Raw genomic sequence first — 23,392 nt, forward strand, 5'->3', positions numbered from 1 at the left:
AGACAAAAAATTTTTTATGTACAATGTTGCCATCATTACACCATAAGGTATTTCCTTTGTCACAATTGCCGATTGAAGCCGTGATGCCTGAGTTGCTGACGGCGGTCAAAAATCAACATCAAGTGATCGTAAAAGCGGCGCCTGGTGCCGGTAAGTCGACTTACTTCCCTTTGCAGTTACTCTTAAATCATTCGGTTGCTGGAAAAATCATCATGCTTGAGCCAAGACGACTCGCGGCGCGTAACATTGCCCGTTATCTTGCTGAGCAATTGGGAGAACAAGTTGGTCAACGCGTGGGTTATCGAGTCCGTGGTGAGGCAAAGGTAAGTTCTGCAACGCAGCTGGAGATCGTGACCGAAGGGATCATGACTCGGATGATTCAAACGGACCCGGAGTTGGATGGGGTTGATCTACTGATCTTTGATGAGTTTCATGAACGCAGCATTCATGCCGATACCGCTTTGGCATTCAGTTTAGAAGTTCAAGAGGCATTGCGAGACGATCTCAAGCTGGTGGTAATGTCGGCAACGCTTGACCAACAAGCATTACAATCGTTGTTGCCAGAAGCCAGTTACATTGAATCTGAAGGGCGCAGCTTTGATGTGGCAATGCGCTACCAGCCGTTAGGTGTGAACGAGCATTTACCTACGAGTATGGCAAAAACAATAGAAAGTCTTATGAACAAAGAGTCTGGATCTTTGTTAGCTTTCCTACCGGGTGTTGGTGCCATAAAACAAGTTGAAGAGCGGTTGTCTCATTTAGCGGATGATATCGACGTATGCCCACTTTATGGTCAACTGAGTTTTGCAGATCAACAAAAAGCGATTACGCCAGCAGAACAAGGTAAGCGTAAAGTCGTTCTAGCGACCAACATTGCAGAAACTTCACTAACGATTGAAGGCATTCGCCTCGTCGTTGATTCTGGGTTAGAGCGTGTTGCCCGCTTTGATTTGAAAAACGGTTTAACACGCTTAGAGCAAACACGCATTGCACAGTCTTCAGCGATTCAGCGTGCAGGACGAGCGGGACGAATAGAAGAGGGCATTTGTGTTCGTCTTTATTCTGAAAGCCAGTTCAAGCAGCAACCGCTGGTTCCCCAACCCGAAATTTTGCATTCCGATTTGGCTAGTTTAGTTATGGAGCTTGCCTTTTGGGGAGCGAGTGATATCCACGCTCTAAAGTGGCTTGATGTTCCAGCTAATGCGTCATTGGAACAAGCGAAGCAGCTATTGGTGTCATTGGGACTACTGACGGAAAAAGGGCAATTAACGTCCGAAGGAAAACAGGCGCATGAACTAGGCGTTGAGCCTCGTGCGGCTGCGATGCTAATTAAAGCGCAATCTTACAGTGATAAGATGTTAAATGCTGCTTTGACGGCGGTCGCACTGATTGAAGAGCCAGAGAGGAGTGTTACCAATATCGCTCATAGCTTGCATCGTTGGCTTGTTGGTACTCATCCAAAAAAGTCGATGTTGTTCAAGCGTGCTCAATCTCTAGCGTACAAATTGGATACGGTATTTGACCTGAAAGGCGTGGATGAAGATGCATTACCGCTGGTGTTAAGTTTGGCATTTCCAGATCGCATTGCGCAGCAGCGCACAAATCAATTTGGGCGATTTACTTTGGCTAATGGTCATGGTGCAGAATGTCGTCAGGAAGACATGCTAGGTGGCTGTGAGTATTTGGTTGCCGTTGACTTAATGCGTTCTCATTCTAACTCAAGTCAAATTCATTCGGCATGTGAATTGGATGTCAATATATTGCGAACGACCTTTGATACGCTATTTTCGTCTGAAGAAGTAGTGGGCTGGGATGAAAAAAGAGGCCGTCTAATAGCTGAGCGACAAACAAAACTCGGCCTGCTAGTCGTTGAAAGCGAGCCGTTGCCAAGCCCGGGCAAAGAAAAAATGACACAAGCTTTACTCACGTATGTCCGCCGCCAGGGCTTACAGAGTCTAAACTGGACACCGGCAGCGGAGAGCTTGTTGGCTCGGATTCGTTGTGCGGTGGAATGGTTACCTGAGCAGTCATGGCCAGTGTTTGATGAAGCCAGTTTGCTGGATTCATTAGAGGAGTGGTTAGAACCATACATGACGTCTGTCAGCTCGGTTAAAGACCTGAGCAAGATAAACTTGGTCGAAGCGCTTAATGCTCTATTAGGTTGGCCACTCAATCAACAACTGGATGAATGGTTACCTGAGCATTACCAACTACCCACAGGTTCAAAGAAGCGTATCCGTTACCAATATGGCCACGAGCCGATATTATCGGTGCGTATGCAAGAAGTATTTGGGGAGAGTGGTTCCCCAACGGTGGCTCTTGGCCGCAAGCGTTTGGTGCTTGAACTGCTTTCACCGGCACAACGTCCATTGCAAGTAACGTCGGACTTGGCGGCTTTCTGGAACGGAAGCTACAAAGACGTTCAAAAAGAGATGAAAGGGCGCTACCCAAAACACGTTTGGCCAGATGATCCTGCCAATCATGTAGCAACAACGAAAACAAAAAGACAATTGAATAATGACTGACAGCAAGAAGCCTAGCGCGAAAAAAGCGCCAGCGAAGAAAAGTACAACCAATAAAGGAACCGCAAAACAGACTCGACGTACGCCGAGTAAAAAGCCGACTAACGAGAAACGTTCGTGGTTGAAAGTTCTGTGGTCGTTTAGCTGGAAAGCTGGCGTTGCACTTGCCGCTGTTTTGCTGTTTGTTGGGATTTACTTAGATAGTGTGGTGAAAGAACGCTTTGAAGGCCAGCTGTTTGAGCTGCCAACGGTGGTTTATGCCCGTATCTTGAATCTAAGCCCTGGTGAGAATATCACCATCCAAGAACTGCGCAACGAGCTAGATGTGTTGAATTACCGTAAAGTGAGTCAACCTCGTTACCCAGGCGAATATTCCTCTTCTTCCACTCGGATTGAATTGATTCGTCGTCCATTCGAGTTTGCCGATGGTCCCGAGCCGGATCGTCACATTATGCTGCATTTCTCTGATTCCGGCTTGCAACGTATTCAGTCTTTAGAATCTCGAGGAGACCTTGGTTACTTGCGCCTAGAACCGAAGATGTTGGGCATGCTGGAGAAAGACCGTGATGAACAGCGTCTTTTCTTACGTCGTGATCAGTTCCCTGAAATTTTAGTGGATGCACTGCTTGCGACCGAAGACCGGGATTTTTATCAACATGACGGGGTGTCACCGCTCGCGATTGCACGTGCATTGGTTGCGAACATTAAGGCCGGCCGTACTGTTCAAGGTGGTAGTACGCTGACTCAGCAATTGGCAAAAAACCTGTTTTTGACTCGTGATAAAACACTGTGGCGTAAAGTTCGAGAAGCGTATATCGCGCTAATTTTGGATTACCGTTACAGCAAAGATCGTATCTTAGAAGCCTACCTCAACGAAGTGTACCTAGGTCAAAGTGGAGGTGAAGCGATCCACGGGTTTGGCTTGGCGTCGCGTTACTATTTTGGGCAGCCAATTCAGGAGTTGCGAATCGATCAGCTGGCGATGTTAGTTGGGATGGTAAAAGGACCGTCTTACTACAACCCAATTCGTTACCCTGAGAGAACGAAAGAGCGTCGTGATCTCGTTCTGCGCCTGTTAATGCAGCAAAACATGTTGACTTCAGAGCAGTATGAACAAGCTGTAAGTCGTCCACTCGATACGCAAAGCAAGCCACGTATTGCGAGCCGTCAGCCAGCTTATTTCCAACAATTGAGTATTGAATTAAAAGAAAAAGTTGGGGAGCGATTTAAGGCAGAGACCGGACTGCGCGTATTTACGTCTCTGGACCCAGTATCGCAAAGCAAAATGGAACAAGCTATCGCGAAAAAGATCCCAGAACTAGCTAAACGGGGTGGTAAAGAGTTAGAAGCCGCAGCTGTGGCCGTTGATCGCCATAGTGGTGAAATCCGTGCGATGGTAGGTGGTAAACGTGTCGGTTATGAAGGCTTTAACCGCGCGCTCAATGCCAGTCGTCCGATTGGTTCTTTAGTGAAACCAGCGATTTACTTAACGGCTCTAGAACAACCGGATAAATACAACCTAGGCACGACGCTACACGACACGCCGTTAAGTCTGAAGAGCAGTAAAGGTAACGTGTGGACGCCGCGCAACTACGATAGAAAATATCGTGGTGATGTACCACTTTACATTGCTTTAGCGAAATCACTCAACGTACCAACCGTGCGCTTAGGTATGGCACTTGGCATTCCTGAAGTCTCCAATACTTTAGAGCGTTTGGGCGTGAACAAAGACGAAATTCGCCCAGTGCCTTCGATGTTTTTGGGTTCGTTTTCTTTGACGCCATTCGAAGTTGCACAGATGTATCAGACTCTGACGAATTCAGGTAAGCGTGCAAAACTGACCGCTCTGCGCTCAGTCATGGATATGGAAGGTAATGTGCTGTATCAATCCTTGCCTCGTTCATCAAGAGCCGTGGATGAACAAGCTGCATGGCTAACGACCTACGCGATGAAACAAGGGGTTGCTCAAGGCACTGGCCGCTTCTTACAAAGCCAGTTTGGTTGGGCTGCATTGGCAGGAAAAACGGGTACCAGTAATGACAACCGCGATAGTTGGTTTGTCGGTGTTGATGGTCGTGAGGTGACGACAATTTGGCTAGGCCGCGACGATAATAAACCCGTGAATCTAACGGGGTCGAGTGGTGCATTACGAGTGTACGCAGAGTACTTGAAGCAGCGTATTCCTGAGCGCTTAGAGCTCCCATGGCCAAGAGAAATCACCACATTAGGGTTCAAGCCTACATCTGATGGAGGTTTAGAAATGAACTGCCGTAGTGATTACAAACTGCCGGTTTGGGATAAAACCGGTCAGATAAAGCAACAGTGTGAGAAGAAATCAAACTGGTTAAATAGCATATTTGATTGGTAGCATCGCCAAATCAACAACATTAGCTTGTTTATCTGATTAATTCTTAGTACATATTAGGGCGTGTTAGTACAGTACTGCTAGCACGCCCTACTTGATCAGATATTCAATAAAGGAAGAAGTGAATGTTCAAAAAGCTGTTATCAAGCCCATCGGTTCGCAACTTTGCGCTTTGGGTTAGTACCTTTTTGATGATCACTCCTTCTGTTTCCCTCGCAAACTCTCTAACAAAAACGGATGACTTGGAACCTCGACCAAAGGTGGCGGTTGTGCTCGCTGGTGGCGGAGCGAAAGGGGCGGCACACATTGGAGTTTTAAAAGCATTGGAAGAAATGCAGATTCCTGTGGATATTGTGACCGGTACCAGTATGGGCGCCTATGTGGGTGGGCTTTATGCCACGGGGATGAGTGCTGATGAAATCGAGAGTTTTATCTACACCGTCGATTGGGGCAGCGGTTATCGAGATCGTGTTGACCGTAGCCAACGTAGAGTTCGTGACAAAGAGTATGAAGACCGCTATCAAATTAATACCGACCTCGGCTTAAGATTCGGTGAGGTACGAGCACCAACGGGTGTGGTGCAAGGCCAGAACATGTTGCGAGTATTGCGTGAGACTACAGGGAACTTAGGGCGATTCGATTCTTTTGATGATCTTGCCATTCCCTATCGTTCTGTTGCGACAGATATTCTTGCCCTAGAAGAAGTCGTACTGGGCAATGGTTACCTTGTGGACGCCATGATGGCTAGCATGTCTGTACCAGGAGCGCTTCCTCCCTATAAGCTCAATGGCCATATGCTTGTCGATGGCGGTGTCGTCAATAACATGCCTATCGATGTGGCTCGCGCCATGGGGGCTGATGTCGTTATTGCCGTCGATATTAGCACCGACTACAAAACCGAAGATGAATTTACGGGGCTGTTTACTGTCGCGGACCAACTCTCTAACTATCTCGTTCGTCGTAGTACACAACAGCAAGTGGACGAGCTTGAACCTCAAGATATCTATATTCGTCCCAATGTGGGCACCATGGAAACTGTCGAGTTCGACAAAATGCCTTGGGCTTTTCAAGCTGGGTACGATATTACCAAGCAGTTAAAAGACAAGCTGAAAGGGTTGCGCTTGTCCAATGCGGACTATCAAAAATACATCGATCGCAAACAAGAAGTTCGTAAAACTTTGATTTATGGCGATCAGCGTGTGGTTGATGACATAGTGATTGTTAATAACACGCACTACAGCGATGTGTTGTTGACGAATCGTATTGAATTAGAAACCGGACGTCGTATTTCAACGGCCGAAATTGAGAAAGCCGTTGAAAACCTCTACGCGTTAGATCGGTTCGAGCTCATCACTTATCACTTTGAAGAGGTTGATGGTGAGACATTGTTGGTTTTTGATGTTAACGAGAAGTCGTGGGGGCCTAATTATCTCAACTTCCGATTTTTTCTTGAAGATGACTTCGATACAGATAGCCAGTACGGCATAGGAATATCGACCAACTTTACCAATTTAAACTCTCATGGCGCGGAGTTGGCGTTCAACGTAGAAATGGGCACGGATAAGCTGATTGAAGCTGAGTTGTATTCCCCTGTTTTATCTAGCCAAGAACTTTTTGTATCGGGGCGAATTTCCTATGGTAGTGAGAGCCGAAACTTACCTTTAACAGAGCCTCAAGCACCAGATTTAGAGTCAGTAAATGACTTTTTTCCGGTCACTTACGATGATTTTACAACAGAGTTAGCGATAGGTATCCAACCCACATTGTGGCAAGAACTTCGATTTGGCGCTCGCTACTCAACCGGAGATATTGAGCTTTCTACTTTGGCTTCTGCTGGTAAATTGGATTTTGAACGTCGTGGCCTGTTTGCCAATTATCGCCTAGATACACTTGATGATTTCGCATTTCCGACTCGTGGGCTTTTAGTCGATCTCGAATATTTAGTGTCTCATGATCAAAGTCCTCAAGGCGTTAGCCTTTTAGAAACTGACAAAATTATTGAAGATACCGTTTATGAAATCTCTGCACGATTTAAAGGTGCAGTGAGTCATCAGCGTCATACTTTAGTCGGACATGCTGAATATAGTTTTGTAGAGAGTAAAAACTCATCTTTACCGCTTGATCCCAGAGAGTTGGGCGGCTTCTTAAGCCTATCGGGAATCCCAAGAAATAGCCTGATCGGACAGAACTTATTTTTCAGCAGTTTGGTGTACCGATATAAGTGGTTTGATAATGATTTCGGATTGTTTGAAGCTCCAGTCTACCTGGGCGCATCGGTCGAATATGGCGGTGTTTGGTCTGATAATGATCTGAAACTAAACGAAGCGCCGCTTTACAATGCTGGCTCCATCTTCTTTGGTGTTGACTCACCAATAGGACCAATAATGTTGGCATACGGTCGTACCGAGCAAGATTTGGATGCTGTGTATTTGATCGTAGGAACATCGTTTAATTAATCGGGTATGAGAAAGCAAAAACTTGGCATATTTGGTCAAAATTAGCAGAACTTTAGTCGTAAGTTGCTATGTTGGTCAAAATGATAAGATTTTAATTTAAGGTTAAATTTGCTATTATTTTGCCCACAGTTTGGCCTCTACGGCGCTGTTTCTCAATCATAATTGAATGAAAACAAGGGCAATGGAGAGCCAAGTTTCCAAGGATGTTCACTCCTTTACTTTAACAATAGTAATAATAGAGGAGGAACCGCAATGAGAGGAAAAAGTCGTGCTTGAAGCCTACCGTAAACACGTCGAAGAGCGTGCTGCTGAAGGAGTTGTTCCTAAACCGCTAGACGCAGAACAAGTTGCTGGACTTGTAGAACTTCTGAAAAATCCCCCGCAAGGTGAAGAAGAAGTCATTCTTGACCTACTTGAAAACCGTATCCCTCCAGGTGTTGATGAAGCTGCTTATGTAAAAGCGGGTTTCCTAACAGCAGTAGCAAAAGGTGAAGTTAAATCACCATTAGTGAGTCGTGAAAAAGCGGCTGAACTGCTAGGCACTATGCAAGGTGGTTACAACATCGAACCGCTAGTTGAGCTATTGGATGATGAAGCACTGGCAGAGATCGCAGTAAAAGCGCTGTCTCATACGCTGCTGATGTTTGATGCTTTCTATGACGTAGAAGAGAAAGCGAAAGCAGGCAATGCGCATGCACAGAAAGTACTTCAATCATGGGCTGATGCTGAGTGGTTCCTTTCTAAGCCTAAGCTTGAAGAAAAAGTCACTCTAACCGTATTTAAAGTAACAGGTGAAACGAACACGGATGACCTTTCACCTGCACCTGACGCTTGGTCTCGTCCTGATATCCCAGTACACGCACTGGCGATGCTTAAAAACGAGCGTGAAGGAATAAACCCTGATCAACCGGGTACTATTGGTCCGATCAAGCAAATTGAAGAGTTAAAAGACAAAGGTCATCAATTGGTTTACGTTGGTGATGTTGTTGGTACTGGCTCTTCACGTAAATCTGCAACCAACTCAGTGCTTTGGCTTATGGGTGATGATATCCCTTACGTTCCAAACAAACGAGCTGGTGGGTATGTGCTTGGTGGCAAAATTGCCCCTATCTTCTTTAACACAATGGAAGATGCTGGCGCACTACCAATCGAAGTTGACGTAACTAAGCTCAACATGGGCGATGTTATCGATGTTTACCCATATGAAGGTAAAGTTTGCAACCACGAAACTGGTGAGGTTCTAGCTGAGTTCTCGCTAAAAACAGAAGTACTGATTGATGAAGTTCGTGCTGGTGGTCGTATCCCATTGATCATCGGTCGTGGTTTGACAGACAAAGCGCGTCAATCGCTAGGTCTTGAGCCTTCGGACGTATTCCGCAAACCAGGTGAAATCGCAGATTCTGGCAAGGGTTACACGCTTGCACAGAAAATGGTTGGTAAAGCATGTGGCGTAGAAGGCATCCGTCCTGGAACCTACTGTGAGCCGAAAATGACGACAGTAGGTTCGCAAGATACTACTGGCCCTATGACTCGTGATGAACTTAAAGACTTGGCGTGTCTCGGCTTCTCTGCTGATCTTGTCATGCAGTCTTTCTGTCACACATCGGCTTATCCAAAACCAGTAGACGTTAACACTCACCATACACTTCCGGACTTTATTATGAACCGCGGTGGTGTATCTCTTCGTCCTGGTGACGGTATTATCCACTCATGGCTAAACCGTATGCTACTACCGGATACTGTCGGTACGGGTGGTGACTCACATACTCGTTTCCCTCTGGGTATTTCATTCCCAGCCGGCTCGGGCTTGGTTGCCTTTGCAGCTGCGACAGGCGTTATGCCGCTAGACATGCCAGAGTCAATCTTGGTTCGTTTTAAAGGTGAGATGCAACCGGGTATTACACTGCGTGATCTTGTTCATGCCATCCCTTACTACGCGATTCAGCAAGGTCTACTAACGGTAGAAAAAGCGGGCAAGATCAACGAATTTTCTGGCCGTATCCTTGAGATTGAAGGCTTAGAAACGCTAACGGTTGAGCAAGCATTTGAGCTTTCTGATGCATCTGCAGAGCGTTCGGCGGCAGGTTGTACTGTGAAATTGTCTCAAGAGTCGATCGAAGAGTACTTAAACTCTAACATCGTGATGCTGAAGTGGATGATCTCTGAAGGCTACGGTGATCGCCGTACTATCGAGCGCCGTATTACTGCAATGCAAGAGTGGCTAGCAAACCCTGAGCTGATGCAAGCAGATAAAGACGCTGAATACGCACATGTGATTGAAATCGATATGGCTGAAATCAATGAGCCAGTACTATGTGCACCGAATGACCCAGATGACGCTCGTTTGTTGTCTGAAGTACAAGGCACAGCGATTGATGAAGTGTTCATCGGTTCTTGTATGACGAACATCGGTCACTTCCGCGCAGCAGGTAAATTGCTTGATAAGTTCAATGGCCAGTTAACGACGCGCCTTTGGGTAGCGCCACCAACAAAGATGGATAAAGACCAACTGATTGAAGAAGGCTACTACGGTATCTTCGGACGTGCAGGGGTTCGTATTGAAACGCCAGGGTGTTCACTTTGTATGGGTAACCAAGCGCGTGTTGCAGATAAATCAACAGTAATGTCGACTTCAACGCGTAACTTCCCGAACCGTCTGGGTACTGGTGCGAATGTTTACCTATCGTCAGCTGAGCTAGCTGCAGTAGGTGCAATCCTAGGTAAGATTCCAACCAAAGAAGAATACCTAGAATACGCGAAGCAAATCGACGCTACGGCAACGGATACGTACCGCTACTTGAACTTCCATAAAATGGATCAATACACCAAGAAAGCGGACGAAGTGATCTTCCAAGAACCGGCATAATCAGAAATGCACAATTCAAAAGCACCTCACATGAGGTGCTTTTTTTATGGGAGCAATTCGCTATACTCGCACCAAATTGATACGAAATAGGCAATCTCGGTGGAATTTGAATTCATTCGTAACACGTTGATGGGCGAGTACTACGTAAAATGTAGCATGGGACATGAGATTGTAGGGCGCTGGTTGCAAGAAGAAATTGGTAAAGATCCGATGAAGATTGCACAGGTTGAAAAGCTAATTGAGCGGTCATTTTCAGCGCCTTCTCAGGAGCATAACCTTACAGGCACGGAAATTAGCTTGATGATTCAGGGCGACGAAGTTCTTGTACAAGAAAACGCATTAGCCCATGAATATGATGTCGAGATGGAAAGTGAGTTCGACTTCTACAATGCAGAAAGTACAGCAAGTTGTGGGATAGAGGATTTCATGGCACTTATCGAACAGTGGAAAGACTTTTTGAACATTTAATGCACAGTTTTGGGTAACTTCTCTGCCGTTGCTTTAAATTTGTGAAAAGGGCGCACCGATATGGTGCGCCCTTTTTGTTTATAGATATGTAAATTGAGGTTAGTTTTTATTATTCAATAACTTAAAAACTTGGCACGTAGATTGGATTATAAGAAGTGTTTCAGGATGAAAGCTTCGGAGATAACTCAATGAAAATAATCAATGCCATTATTAAGCCGTTTAAATTAGACGATGTACGAGAAGCATTGGCTGATGTCGGTATCGAAGGGATGACAGTATCAGAAGTTAAAGGGTTCGGTCGTCAAAAAGGTCACACGGAATTGTATCGCGGTGCAGAGTATCAAGTCGATTTTCTACCAAAGGTGAAAATTGAAATCGCGACTCACGCAGACAATGTAGATCGCGTTGTTGAAGCAATTACAAAAGCTGCGCAAACCGGAAAAATCGGCGACGGTAAAATTTTTGTTTACGATCTGAACCAAGCGGTGCGTATCCGAACTGGCGAAATGGACGCAGAAGCACTTTAAGAATTCAAAGGATTGGAGATACTTATTATGGAATTAACAACAACAGTAACCGAGTTACGTTACGCACTTGACACCTTTTTCTTCCTCATTTCCGGTGCGTTGGTAATGTGGATGGCAGCAGGCTTTGCGATGCTAGAGGCTGGCCTTGTGCGCTCTAAAAACACAACAGAAATTCTTACGAAGAACATCTGTTTGTACGCCATCGCATGCACGATGTTTCTGATTGTCGGTTATAACATCATGTATGTCGATAATGGAGAAGGAGGCTGGTTACCTTCATTTGGTACGCTAATTGGTACTCAAGGTGAAGGGGCCGACCACTCTTTAGAGTCTGACTTCTTCTTCCAAGTTGTCTTCGTTGCAACTGCTATGTCCGTCGTTTCTGGTGCGGTAGCTGAGCGCATGAAGCTTTGGTCTTTCTTGATTTTCTCTGCGATTTTAACTGCGTTTATCTATCCAATGGAAGGTTACTGGACATGGGGTGGAGGCTTCCTAGCAGAAGCTGGATTTAGTGACTTTGCGGGGTCTGGTATCGTACATATGGCAGGTGCTTCTGCTGCTCTTGCTGGTGTGTTACTGCTTGGCGCGCGTAAGGGTAAGTACGGTAAAAATGGTGAAATCTATCCGATTCCAGGTTCTAACATGCCTTTGGCAACGTTGGGTACTTTTATCCTTTGGTTTGGCTGGTTTGGATTTAACGGTGGTTCTCAGTTGATGGTTTCAGATTTTGAGAATGCTACAGCGGTAGGTCAGATCTTTCTAAACACTAACGCAGCAGCGGCTGCTGGTGCAATTGCGGCGCTATTCGTTTGTAAAACTACTTGGGGTAAAGCCGATTTAACGATGATCCTCAATGGCGCGCTAGCTGGCTTGGTTGCCATCACTGCAGACCCTCTATCGCCATCACCACTGTACGCGGTTGCGATTGGTGCGGTGTCGGGTGCACTAGTAGTATTCAGTATCATTGCTCTAGATAAACTTAAAATTGACGATCCAGTAGGTGCTATCTCAGTTCACGGTGTGTGTGGTTTCTTCGGCCTAATGGTAGTGCCACTGAGCAACGGTGATGCAACGTTTGGTGCACAGCTTTTAGGTGCCGTAGTTATCTTTGCTTGGGTATTTGGTGCTAGCCTAGTTGTGTGGGCAATCTTGAAAGCGACCGTTGGGATTCGCGTTACAGAAGATGAAGAAATGGAAGGTATGGACATGCATGATTGTGGTGTTGGTGCTTACCCAGAGTTTGTTACGGTGAAATAATCATTAGCTTGTAATAAATGGTTACACACTTAACACAATAAAACCTGCTCCGATGAGCAGGTTTTTTAATATTCGTCATTGTCTTCTTATTGAGCATACATATAATAACGCAACTGATAAACGTTATCATTAGCATGGTAAAGGATTAAACAATGAAAAAACTGCTAACTCTTTCAGCACTAACTTGCGCTACTCTAGCTCCAACAGCAATGGCTGCTGAAGAAGTGAACGTCTACTCTTACCGTCAACCTTTCCTAGTTGAACCTATGTTCAATGAGTTCACTAAAGAAACTGGTATCAAAGTAAACGTAAAATTTGCTAAAAAAGGCTTAGCAGAAAAGCTAGCTCAAGAAGGTGAGTACAGCCCTGCTGACGTTATTCTTACGACAGACATCAGCCGTCTAGCTGAACTGACAAACAAAGGTTTAGTTCAGAAAGTCGATAGCAAAATCATTGAAGAAAACGTACCTGCTCAATACCAAGATAAAGAGAATGAGTGGTTTGCTCTAACTCTACGTTCTCGTAGCGTTTATTCATCACGTGATCGCGTAGGTAAACTAGGCGCAGATTTCAACTACGCAGACTTAGCTAAGCCAGAGTTCAAAGGTAAAATTTGTACTCGTAGCGGTAAGCACCCGTACAACGTTTCTCTAGTTTCAGCAATGATTGCTCACAATGGCGAAGCAGAAACCAAAGAGTGGTTAGAAGGCGTGAAAGCAAACCTTGCTCGCAAACCACAAGGCAACGATCGTGCACAAGTTAAAGCGATCAAAGAAGGCCTATGTGATGTTTCTCTAGGTAACAGCTACTACCTAGGTAAAATGGTTAACGACAAAGAGCAAAAAGCTTGGGCTGATGCAGTTTACATCAACTTCCCTAACCAAGAGACTACAGGCACTCACGTGAATATCTCTGGTATGGCGATGGCTAAGTACTCTCCAAACAAAGACAATGCTGTGAAGCTAATGGAATTCCTAACGGGTGACAAAGCGCAGCAAATGTACGCAGAAGTTAACTACGAGTACCCAGTTAAAGAAGGCGTGAAGCGTTCTGAGCTTGTGGAATCTTGGGGTGACTTTAAAGCAGACAAGCTTTCTCTAGACGATATTGCAGCCAACCACGAAGCGGCAATTAAGCTATTAGATGAAGTGAAATTTGACCTTTAATTCCTTGTGGGGGTATAACAGTACCCCCATTTGATTAAAGGATATGAGATGTATTTGCAACAGCATTTGTATTTCATACAGCCTTGCAGTAATTAGGCGATGAAAGATAAACACTCTTTATGGAAAACCAGTAGTGGGGTAATAACTCTGCTACTGGTTTTGCCGATCTTAGCGATCTTCTACACCGCAATTGGTGAAACGGATGATTTGTTTGCTCATTTAATGGCAACGGTCATGCCGACTTATATTTTTAACACGGTTGCGCTAACTGTTGGCGTAATGGTGCTGTCCTTAATTCTTGGTATTCCAAGCGCTTGGATAATGGCCATGTGTAAACTGCCGACCGAAAAATGGTTGCAGTGGGCATTGGTGCTACCTCTTGCAATGCCAGGTTATATCATTGGTTATATTTTTACTGATTGGTTTGATTTTGCAGGCCCGATTCAGATCTTTTTGCGTGATGTAACCGGATGGGGACCTGGCGAGTATTGGTTCCCTGACATTCGTACGTTGCCTGGTGCGACCTTTGTGTTGGCTTTGGTGTTGTATCCTTACGTGTATTTATTGTGCCGGGCTGCGTTTATGGAGCAAAATGTATCTTTATTGCAAAGCGCGCGTTTGCTCAAGTGCTCTCCATGGGAAAGCTTTTGGCGCATCTCGATGCCGTTAGTAAGACCCTCTATCGCAGTAGGTTTATCATTGGTCGCAATGGAAACCATCGGTGACTTTGGTACGGTAAGTTACTTCGCGGTGAATACGTTAACCACAGCGGTCTACGATACTTGGTTGGGGTACTCTAATCTTAATGCGGCAGCCAAGATTTCTGCCATGATGCTCGTCATTGTAGTACTGCTTCTTAGTGCCGAACGATACAGCCGCCGTAAACAAAAGCTTTTTCAAAGCCAATTTAACAGTCACGAAGATTTTCGTTACGAGTTGACGGGCTGGAAAAAGTGGACCGCACTGGTTTGGTGTTGGGGCTTGGTTTCAGTCGCTTTTATTTTGCCGCTACTACAGCTGATTGATTATGCGATCACTTATTTTGCGCAGAGTTGGACCTCAGAGTTTCGTGAATACGCATGGAATAGCTTAGTTGTGTCTGTTATTGCTGCGATTATTGGTGTTGCTGTCGCACTGATCGTTAACTTTACCCATCGAGTCAGTGGTAAACGAGAAAGCTTGGCATTTATGCGTCTTTCTTCTATGGGCTATGCAGTACCAGGAACGGTACTAGCCATCGGTGTGATGGTCGCTGTGCTGTTTATGGATCATCGTGTCAACGATGTTGCTAAAGCCATGGAGTGGGGAAGGCCGGGACTTATCTTTTCTGGTTCCATGTTCGCACTAGTATTTGCCATGGTTGTGCGCTTTTCCGCGGTAGCGATTGGTAGTATCGAAAGTAATTTAAATAAAATTTCTCCGTCGTTAGATATGGCATCGCGCACTATGGGTTGTAAGCCCAATGCCATGCTGTGGCGCGTGCACTTTCCGCTGGTTAAGCGCGGTGCACTGATTGCGGCTTTATTAGTGTTTATCGAGTCGATGAAAGAGCTTAATGCGGCTTTGTTACTTCGTCCGTTTAACTTTGAAACACTAGCCACATACGTTTATAACTTCGCCTCGGATGAGCATTTAGAATTGGCCGCTTTGCCAGCGGTTCTGTTGGTTCTTGTTGGGTTGATCCCGCTTGTTGTTGTTAACCGTTCACTGGAGCAAAATCACTGATGAGCTGTGCATTATCAATTAAAAACCTAACGTGCCAATATGACGATCAAACTGTACTCGAATCATTGTCTCTTGAGGTAGAACAAGGGCAGATTGTCTGTTTGCTAGGAGCCAGTGGCTGTGGGAAAACAACACTATTAAAGGCCGTTGCGGGATTATTGCCGTTAACGTCAGGCGAAATGAGTCTAAATTGCGTCACAATTGATGATGGGGAAAACTGGTTGCCGCCAGAACAGCGTAATATCGGGATGATTTTCCAAGATTACGCACTTTTTCCTCACTTGACGGTGGAGCAAAACATTGCCTTTGGCTTAAAGCAGTGCTCGACAAAAGAGAAAAATGCCAAAGTTCAAGAGATGTTAGAACTCGTGCATCTTCAAGGTTATGGCGATCGTTATCCTCATCAATTGTCTGGTGGACAGCAGCAGCGTGTTGCGATTGCTCGCTCATTAGCTTACAGCCCAGACTTATTGTTACTTGATGAACCGTTTTCTAATATTGATACGCAAGTTCGCCATGAGTTGATAAGTGAGATCCGTAAGATTTTTAAGGCCCAAGGTGTGACTGCCATTTTTGTTACGCATAGCCGTGAAGAGGCTTTTGCTTTCGCCGATAAAATGGCAGTGATGAACAATGGAGTCATCGAGCAATATGGCACAGCATCTGAGCTTTACTACCAGCCTTCAAGTAAATTTGTCGCTGATTTCTTAGGTGGTGGCAGTTACCTTGCTGCTAAACGGGTTTCGAATTCAGAATATGAAACCCACTTGGGCGTGGTTGAAGCCACGGCTCAACAAGATATTCCAGTACAGGCGGAGTGCTCTTTACTGCTAAGACCGCAGCATGTGCAAATTCAATCCGATGAAGATAGTTCGGTAACCGTATTGGAACAGCATTTTATGGGTGATCACTGCCGTTATGTGATTAACGCGAATGGTGACCGTTTGTTAGCTACAGCTTCGCAAGCATTAAATATAGGTGAGTCCGTCGCGGTGAAAATTGAAACGCAAGGCGTCCTGGCATTTGCTTAACGCTCCTGAGTATCTTTTCTATCTCGTTTACGACTTCCCAACATACAATAAAAAAGCCCGGCTGTGGAGCCGGGCAAGTGCTCTTCTCCTGTTGATGAGCGCCTTTTCAGACAGCGTTGACTCTCATCATAGTGCTCGAAGCGGGCACAAGGTTCAGTTATAAAGACAAGAAGTCTTTAAACTGTTGAAGAACACGTTCCGCAGTGTCCTTATCTTGCATCTCTGCAAAAATTCGTAGCAGTGGCTCAGTGCCAGAGAAGCGAGCGATGATCCAACCGCCGTTCTTGAAGTAGACTTTCGCACCATCTTCATAGCTGACTTTTTCGATTTCAAACTCAAACTCAGGCAACTGCTTTTCAACATAAATCTTGTTGAACAGTACGTCTTTTTGCGCTGGTTTGAACTTGCAATCGCCTTCTGCCATGTAGGCATAGCCGTACTTGCCGTAGATTTCATCTAGCAACTCAGACAGCTTCTTGCCGGTTACTGAAATCATTTCTATCAATAGGCTTGATGCGAATACGCCGTCTTTACCTTTGATGTGGCCGCGAATGGTTAGGCCACCAGAGCTTTCCCCGCCAATCAGTGAGTCATCCGCTTCCATTTGGGAGCTGATGTGCTTAAAGCCTACAGGAACCTCAAAGCATTTCTCGCCATGATCTTCGGCGACTTTATCGAGAAGGTGGGTGGTTGCGATGTTACGTACCACGGAGCCTTTCCAGCCTTTGTATTCAAGTAGGTAGTAGTAAAGCAGCAGTAGCACTTCATTTGGATGAATGAAGTTACCTTTTTCGTCGATAATACCAAGACGGTCCGCATCGCCATCAGTACCGATGCCAATATCGTAACCTTGCTCTTTCACTAGGTGCATCAAACGGTAGAGTGTTGCAGCGCTTGGCGAAGGCATTAACCCACCGAAGTCTGGGTTTTTGCCATCGTTAATCACATCAACGTCACAGCGGCCGTTGATTAATACGGTTTGCAGTGCGTTTTTCGCGACACCAAACATTGGGTCGATCAAAACACGTAAATTCGCCTTCTTGATCGCTCCGATGTCGATAAAGTCGATGATTGAGTCAACGAATTCGTTCATCGGATTGATGATTTCAATCAGCTTATCTTCAACCGCTTGTTCAAAGTCGACGCTTTTTACATCTTGCGCAGTGAGCGCGTCTATTTGTGATTCGATTTTTTGGGTGATGATTTCATCTGCGTCACGACCACCTTCAATGAAGACTTTAATGCCGTTGTAATCGGCAGGGTTGTGTGATGCGGTAATACATGCCGAGTATGCGCAGCCCATTTCTTTCGCTTTAAACATTACGATAGGTGTTGGGACAAATTTGTCGATAAAGCTAACCATAATGCCGTTTGCTGCTAGAACTTCAGCGAACCAACGACCTGCTTTATCGGAAAGAAAACGACGGTCATAGCCAATCACAAAACCGCGATCAGCAACCGATTCGTTATTCGTGATGTTTGCAACTGCTTGGGCAACCAAGCGTACGTTATCTTTGGTGAACTCCTCACCAATAAATGCACGCCAACCGCCTGTACCAAATTTGATCATGATTCGATCCTCGATAAGAGCGGCATCCCACCGCGTCTTAAATCTTTGCTAGCGAACCGATGCACTTCTCAAACTCAAGTGCATCGGATAAATCAAAAGGGGAAAAGCTCTCCCCCAAAAGATGATTAACCTAGAGTAACGATAACTTCGTTTACTGAACCTTCCGCTTGAACTGGTACAGAGGCACCATTCACCGCTTCACCGTTCACAGTAATCGACTTAACGCCTTTGCTTACTGAGTCTGGGTTAACGACTTTGATGTTGTACGTTGCACCTAGCCATTGACGAGTCACTTCGAAACCAGGCCAGTTCGTTGGGATACATGGATCGATAGTTAGGCCATCGAAGCCTGTACGCACACCAAGGATAAAGTTGGTAACAGCGAAGTAAGCCCAGCCAGATGTACCTGTTAACCATGGGTGGTTTGCACGACCGTGGTCTTGGTGGTCACGACCCATGATGAACTGCACATAGGAGTACGGTTCTGCGATACGTTTTTCGATGATGTCGTTCTGGTTGTATGGGTTTAGTGCATCGTAGAACTTCATTGCACGATCACCACGACCCAGTTTCGCTTCAGCTACCCAAGCCCATGGGTTTGGATGCGAGAAGATCGCCCCGTTCTCTTTTACGCCTTGGTAAACACGAGTTACGAAGCCGATATCATCATTCGGTGTTGCAAAAGATGGTGAGTTTAGGTGAAGGCCGTATTCAGAGAATAGGTTCTCATCGACAGCGTCCATCGCTTTTTCGCCGCGCTCTTGAGATACCGCACCAGAAAGTACCGCAAGTGTGTTTGACTCTAGGTGTACTCGGCCTTCCGCTTGTTGCGCAGTACCGATCTTGTCGCCATTCTTCGTCAGACCACGGATGTACCAACCGCCTTCGTCATCCCAAAGGTGGGTTTCACACGCTTCACGAACGTTTGCTGCCATCACCGTGTATTTTTCAACGTCGGCTTCCTTACCTAGGTATTTCGCTAGGTCGATGAACTCCTGCAGTGCCCAGAAATGTAGGAACGACACCATTGAAGATTCGCCACCACCTAGGTTCAGACAGTCGTTCCAGTCTGCACGCAGACCTTTACAGATACCGGTTTGACCTACGTATTCAGCCGAGAAGTCTAGTGCGGCTTTCATGTGGTCATAAACCGTTGCATCGCCACCGTCGGCGTAAGGGATCACTTCGTCAAAGAAGCTGTGCTCACCGGTTTCCATCACGTACTTACAGATGGTTGGAACTAGCCATAGGTGGTCATCAGAACAGGTGTCTTCGATGCCGTGAATTTTGTCTTCATCAGAAGGTGTTGGAACTACGGTTGGAGATTTAGATGGTTTAACATCCGCTTTTTCTGGATCAAACCAATCTGGATCGAATAGGTGTAGACCGTAGCCCGCTTTTACTTGGCCGCGCAGTAGGTCAACGATACGTTTGCGCGTCATTGCTGGGTTAGCGTGAGGAACTGAGATTGCATCTTGCGCTGTATCGCGGTAACCAAGACCAGTACGGCCTCCCACCTCGATGAATGAAGCAAAGCGAGACCACACCACACACGTTTCCGCTTGGTATAACGTCCAAGCGTTGATCATGGTATCTAGACCTTCGTTTGGTGATTTCACTTGGAACTTGCCACAACGCTCATCCCAGTGTGCTTTGATACCCGCAAATGCGTTGTCGACTTCTGCAAGGTCTTGGTACTTAGCACGCAGACGCTCTCCGTTGCCTTTACCGATACCGAGAATGTAAGCAAAGCGAACTTCTTCACCCGGCTGAATAGTAAATTGCTTATGCAAAGAGCCACAGTGGTTGTAACAAGTTTGCGCTGTATTGAAACACTTACCTTGTTCTACCGCTAACGGGTTTGCTTCGTCACGGTATAGGCCAAGGAAGCTGTCACGTTGGCCGTCGTATGAATCTGGGTCAAATGTTGAAGCTAGGTAGTAGAAGCCTTCGAAATCGTTGGTGTTGTAGTACAGGTCGTACTCTATCACGCCTTCGTTGTAAGCCGTACCTGCCGAGTACAGAGACATCTGATGGTTTTGGTTATCAGATTGAATGTGGCTGAATGAGAACTCAACAAATGAGAATGCACTGATCGTACGTGGTTTGTCAGAGGTGTTTTTAATCACTACATCCCAGATTTCAGCGTCTTCGCCTTTTGGCACGAACAGAGTTTTTGTTGCGGTAATACCGCTGTATTCACATTTGAACTTAGAGTAAGACAAGCCGTGACGAACTTCGTAGTTTGCTTCGTCTAGGCTCTTCGCAACTGGTTGCCAAGAGATTGACCAGTAATCACCTGTCTCATCATCACGCAAGTAAACGTAGTGTCCTGGGCGATCGAATGTCGCATTTGGACGGAATTTAGTAACACGGTTGTATTCTGGAGAGTTGTAGAACGAGTAGCCACCCGCGTTGTGCGAGATAACAGTACAGAACTTCTCAGTACCTAGGTAGTTGGTCCATGGTGCTGGTACGTCAGGGCGAGTGATGACGTATTCGCGATTCTCGTTATCGAAATAGCCGTATTTCATTTGTGTCTTTCCTTTTTACGAAGCTGCATCAGCAGCCAAAATTTAAAAACTCTTCAAGCGTGATGTTTCGACATCAGTTTTGTATTACTTCCACGGTTTACGGTAATTCACTCCCTGCAAATCAAGCAGAGGTAGATGGCCTTTCAAGCGTGATAAATAGTCGGTCCAATCTCGGTGTTGTTTGTCTGTCCAACATGCTTCTGCCATTGCAGTTAAGCGAGGGAAGATCATGTAGTCCATGCGAGGTTGGTTATTGATAATTTCGCACCATAATGCTGTTTGAATGCCCCAAATGCGCTTACGTATTGGGTCGTCAGCAGGCACTTCAGCGAGCGGCTCGTAGTTGTAAGCTTTTTCTAGTGGCAGTGGGTTTGCCCAGTCCACGCCCGGTTCTTCAGGTGCGTAGTCTTGGGTCATATCTAGGTAAGTGGTTTGTGCTGGTTGCAGCACCACATCAAAGCCTTGGCGAGCACAGTTCAATGCCGCTTCTTCGCTTAGCCATGAGTAGATCACCGTATCTTTACTGACTTTGTCGCCGTGTTGAGCCTCTTCCCAGCCCAGCATGCGTTTGCCCAATTTACGAAGTTTGTCTTCGGCATAACGCAAGAAGTGTCCTTGCAAATCTTTGTAGTCGCTGTAACCCAGTTGTTCCATTAGTGCTTGGCATGCTGGGCTTTTTGACCATACGCCGTTAGGTACTTCGTCGGCACCAATATGAACGTAAGGCGCAGGAAAAAGCGCAGAGACTTCTTCTAGCACTTTGTCGATAAATTCATAACTCCCCGGCAGAGCAGGGTTAATGACGTTGTCGTTGTAATGCTGAATACTGCGGTATTCGGTGGTATCTTCCGCTTCTACCAATAGGTGTGGTAACGACTTGATGGCGGCTCGGCAATGACCAGGTACATCAATTTCAGGAATGATGGTGATGCCGCGTTGCGATGCAAATTCGATAACGTCTTTGATGTCTTCTTGTGTGTAGAAGCCGCCGTAACGTTCATCAAAGTGCGTGTACTGTGGTTCATTGATCTCATCCAATCCGCGCCAAGCACCAATATCGGTCAGTTGAGGCAGTGATTTGATTTCAATTCGCCAACCCTCATCGTCGGTAAGATGCCAATGGAACGTATTGAACTTGTAATGAGCCAGTTGGTTGATCAAGCGTTTGACTTGCTTAACGGAGTGAAAATGACGAGCACAATCGAGCATCATACCGCGGTAACGAAAACGTGGCCTGTCCTTGATTGAACAGCAAACTACTTCCATTGAGTTAGGTTGATCGCCAACTTTGATTAGTTGTAATAACGTTGCACAAGCATGGGTAAAACCAGACGAAGATCCTGCTTCAATTTTGATTGACTCTTCGGCTACTTTCAGTTTGTAAGCGCCTTCATCCAAGGTTGGGTTGCCTTTGAAGATGATCTGACTGCCATTGTCTGATGCGAACTCAAATTGGTGAATGCGCTTAAGCTCATCAAGTAGCCATTCTTTAGCTGAATTGGCCAGGCTTGAATAAACCGCGACGCCAGCATGATGATCAAAGCTAAAATAGTGATCGCTGACCTCAATATGGTTTGGTTTTGGCAGCAAGGGCTGTGCATGGGTTAAACTTGCCGGAATCTCACTGCGTTCACGGTATGGTGAAGCTAATACGATAGGCGTGACATCCACTTGTGCGCGCTGTGGGTTTCCATCAACGACAAAGTTGATCATCGCTTCGTTAAAGCCATCCGAGTAATAACGGAATGGGTTCGAACCAATACTGAATTCACAGTAATAGTGATGGTTGGCAGCCAGTACCACCCCTTCTGGCTTAAGTGTGCAAAAACTACCAATTTGAGTCAGTTGACCATTTGAAACGCTGTCTGGAAGAATGTAACGATCGAAAGCGAAAGTTAAGCTCCAGCTGTTTAGGTCTTGGTCGCTCAAGTTATGAAAGGTGAGGCCAAAGCGGCAGTTTTGTTTCTGCTCAGAAAGGACTACGAGATCAACACGATATTCCATATCTACTCCTACGCCGCACTGAGCGAGTAAAGGTTATGTTCTGGTTTGCCAGCAAACATAATTGCGCCTTCAATCGCGTCAAACTGTGGCTCAACAATCCATTGCTGAACTGGTGGTGAAAGCCAACGTACAATGCGTTCAGCTATGCTGCCCATTAGACAAATACGTGTTGCGCCGCGCTTGTTTAATGCCACGAGAAACATTTCTATATCCGCTGCGGTTTGCTTCAGCATTTCAATGGCCAGTGCATCGCCTTGTTCCGCATGTTGGAAAATAGCCGGAGAAAACTGCCCATAATCACGAGGAAGCGCCTGTTTTGACCACGCCACCACGTTGTCGACCTCATTTTTGAAATGCGTCATAACATGTTGTGCTAGGGGCGTTTTTTCTCTGATGCCATCTTCAGCTAACAAAACTTGCTGAACTAGGCGTAGCCCCATCGCTGCGCCGCCACCTTGATCCGAAATAGGGAACTCACGACCACCGACAACATGTTGCTCCAATCCGTTAAGGTAGATGCCACAAGAACCGGTTCCCGCAATCATGATTGCGCCATCTTCGCCATTGTGCGCACCAACGCACGCACCGTAAGCATCGGTATTCAGAGTTATACTGGCAAATGGATGAGGAAGAGACATGAAGGCTTGCCAAGATGCTTTGTGCTCTGCGCCAGCAAGGGCTAAGCCGACGTGCATCGACGCGAAATCTTGTTGTGTTAGACCGCCTTGCTCGGTAGCCGAAGTGATGGATTCAAGAATCGAAGCCATTGCTATTTCAGCACCTAGCATGATGTTGGCACTGCCGCTTTTGGCCTCGCCAAGAAAATTACCTTGTGAATCTTTAATCCTGGCTCGACATGACGTGCCGCCACCATCGATACCGACAAAATACATTCCCATGA

14 protein-coding genes are annotated in these 23,392 nt (G+C 46.0%); 10 read left to right on the forward strand and 4 right to left on the reverse strand.

The features are described from left to right. Nucleotides 1-23: 23 nt before the first annotated feature. The 10 genes from hrpB to R7Z49_RS12840 all read left to right on the forward strand — a co-directional run bounded on the left by hrpB (nt 24) and on the right by R7Z49_RS12840 (nt 16,383). Nucleotides 24-2,525 (forward strand): ATP-dependent helicase HrpB, encoded by a 2,502-nt coding sequence (hrpB, locus tag R7Z49_RS12795; RefSeq protein ID WP_206169861.1) that lies wholly within the window; start codon nt 24-26, stop codon nt 2,523-2,525. Next, a complete protein-coding gene (mrcB, locus tag R7Z49_RS12800; RefSeq protein ID WP_005380020.1) occupies nt 2,518-4,890 on the forward strand; it encodes a penicillin-binding protein 1B in 2,373 nt (790 codons plus the stop codon). The genes hrpB and mrcB overlap by 8 nt, the downstream gene beginning before the upstream one ends. Nucleotides 4,891-5,012: 122 nt before the next feature. Next, entirely contained in the window at nt 5,013-7,343 is a 2,331-nt protein-coding gene (locus R7Z49_RS12805; protein WP_318111707.1) for a patatin-like phospholipase family protein, read from the forward strand. 268 nt (nt 7,344-7,611) lie between these two features. Continuing rightward, nucleotides 7,612-10,209 (forward strand): bifunctional aconitate hydratase 2/2-methylisocitrate dehydratase, encoded by a 2,598-nt coding sequence (gene acnB, locus R7Z49_RS12810; RefSeq protein ID WP_318111708.1) that lies wholly within the window; start codon nt 7,612-7,614, stop codon nt 10,207-10,209. 99 nt (nt 10,210-10,308) lie between these two features. After that, nucleotides 10,309-10,677: a YacL family protein gene (locus R7Z49_RS12815; RefSeq protein ID WP_017635908.1), complete on the forward strand. Its 369-nt coding sequence runs from the start codon at nt 10,309-10,311 to the stop codon at nt 10,675-10,677. Between the two features lie 188 nt (nt 10,678-10,865). Next, on the forward strand, nt 10,866-11,204 hold the full coding sequence (locus R7Z49_RS12820; RefSeq protein ID WP_005386570.1) for a P-II family nitrogen regulator: 339 nt from the start codon (nt 10,866-10,868) through the stop codon (nt 11,202-11,204). Between the two features lie 27 nt (nt 11,205-11,231). Then, entirely contained in the window at nt 11,232-12,461 is a 1,230-nt protein-coding gene (locus R7Z49_RS12825) for an ammonium transporter (RefSeq protein ID WP_005386568.1), read from the forward strand. A gap of 152 nt (nt 12,462-12,613) precedes the next feature. Further along, the gene (locus tag R7Z49_RS12830; RefSeq protein WP_005386566.1) at nt 12,614-13,627 is read left to right on the forward strand and encodes a Fe(3+) ABC transporter substrate-binding protein; all 1,014 of its coding nucleotides are present in this window, start codon (nt 12,614-12,616) and stop codon (nt 13,625-13,627) included. 99 nt (nt 13,628-13,726) lie between these two features. Then, nucleotides 13,727-15,352 carry an ABC transporter permease gene (locus tag R7Z49_RS12835; RefSeq protein WP_025768193.1) on the forward strand — a complete coding sequence of 542 codons (1,626 nt, stop codon included), beginning with the start codon at nt 13,727-13,729 and terminating at the stop codon, nt 15,350-15,352. After that, nucleotides 15,352-16,383, forward strand: coding sequence for an ABC transporter ATP-binding protein (locus R7Z49_RS12840; RefSeq protein WP_005380055.1), 1,032 nt, complete (start codon nt 15,352-15,354; stop codon nt 16,381-16,383). Before R7Z49_RS12835 ends, R7Z49_RS12840 begins: the two co-directional genes overlap by 1 nt. Nucleotides 16,384-16,540: 157 nt before the next feature. Here the strand turns inward: R7Z49_RS12840 and R7Z49_RS12845 are convergent, their stop codons facing one another. The 4 genes from R7Z49_RS12845 to R7Z49_RS12860 form a co-directional block, all read right to left on the reverse strand. After that, nucleotides 16,541-17,953, reverse strand: a complete 1,413-nt coding sequence (locus R7Z49_RS12845; RefSeq protein ID WP_318111709.1) for a phosphoglucomutase/phosphomannomutase family protein — start codon at nt 17,951-17,953, stop codon at nt 16,541-16,543. A gap of 125 nt (nt 17,954-18,078) precedes the next feature. Next, complete coding sequence (locus R7Z49_RS12850) at nt 18,079-20,487, reverse strand: GH36-type glycosyl hydrolase domain-containing protein (RefSeq protein WP_039984526.1); 2,409 nt, start codon at nt 20,485-20,487, stop codon at nt 18,079-18,081. 84 nt (nt 20,488-20,571) lie between these two features. Next, entirely contained in the window at nt 20,572-22,491 is a 1,920-nt protein-coding gene (locus R7Z49_RS12855) for a beta-N-acetylhexosaminidase (protein ID WP_005380048.1), read from the reverse strand. Between the two features lie 8 nt (nt 22,492-22,499). Then, the gene (locus R7Z49_RS12860) at nt 22,500-23,390 is read right to left on the reverse strand and encodes an N-acetylglucosamine kinase (RefSeq protein ID WP_318111710.1); all 891 of its coding nucleotides are present in this window, start codon (nt 23,388-23,390) and stop codon (nt 22,500-22,502) included. Nucleotides 23,391-23,392 lie beyond the last annotated feature (2 nt).

Source organism: Vibrio sp. 1562 (genome assembly GCF_033340155.1).
GTDB lineage: Bacteria > Pseudomonadota > Gammaproteobacteria > Enterobacterales > Vibrionaceae > Vibrio > Vibrio alginolyticus.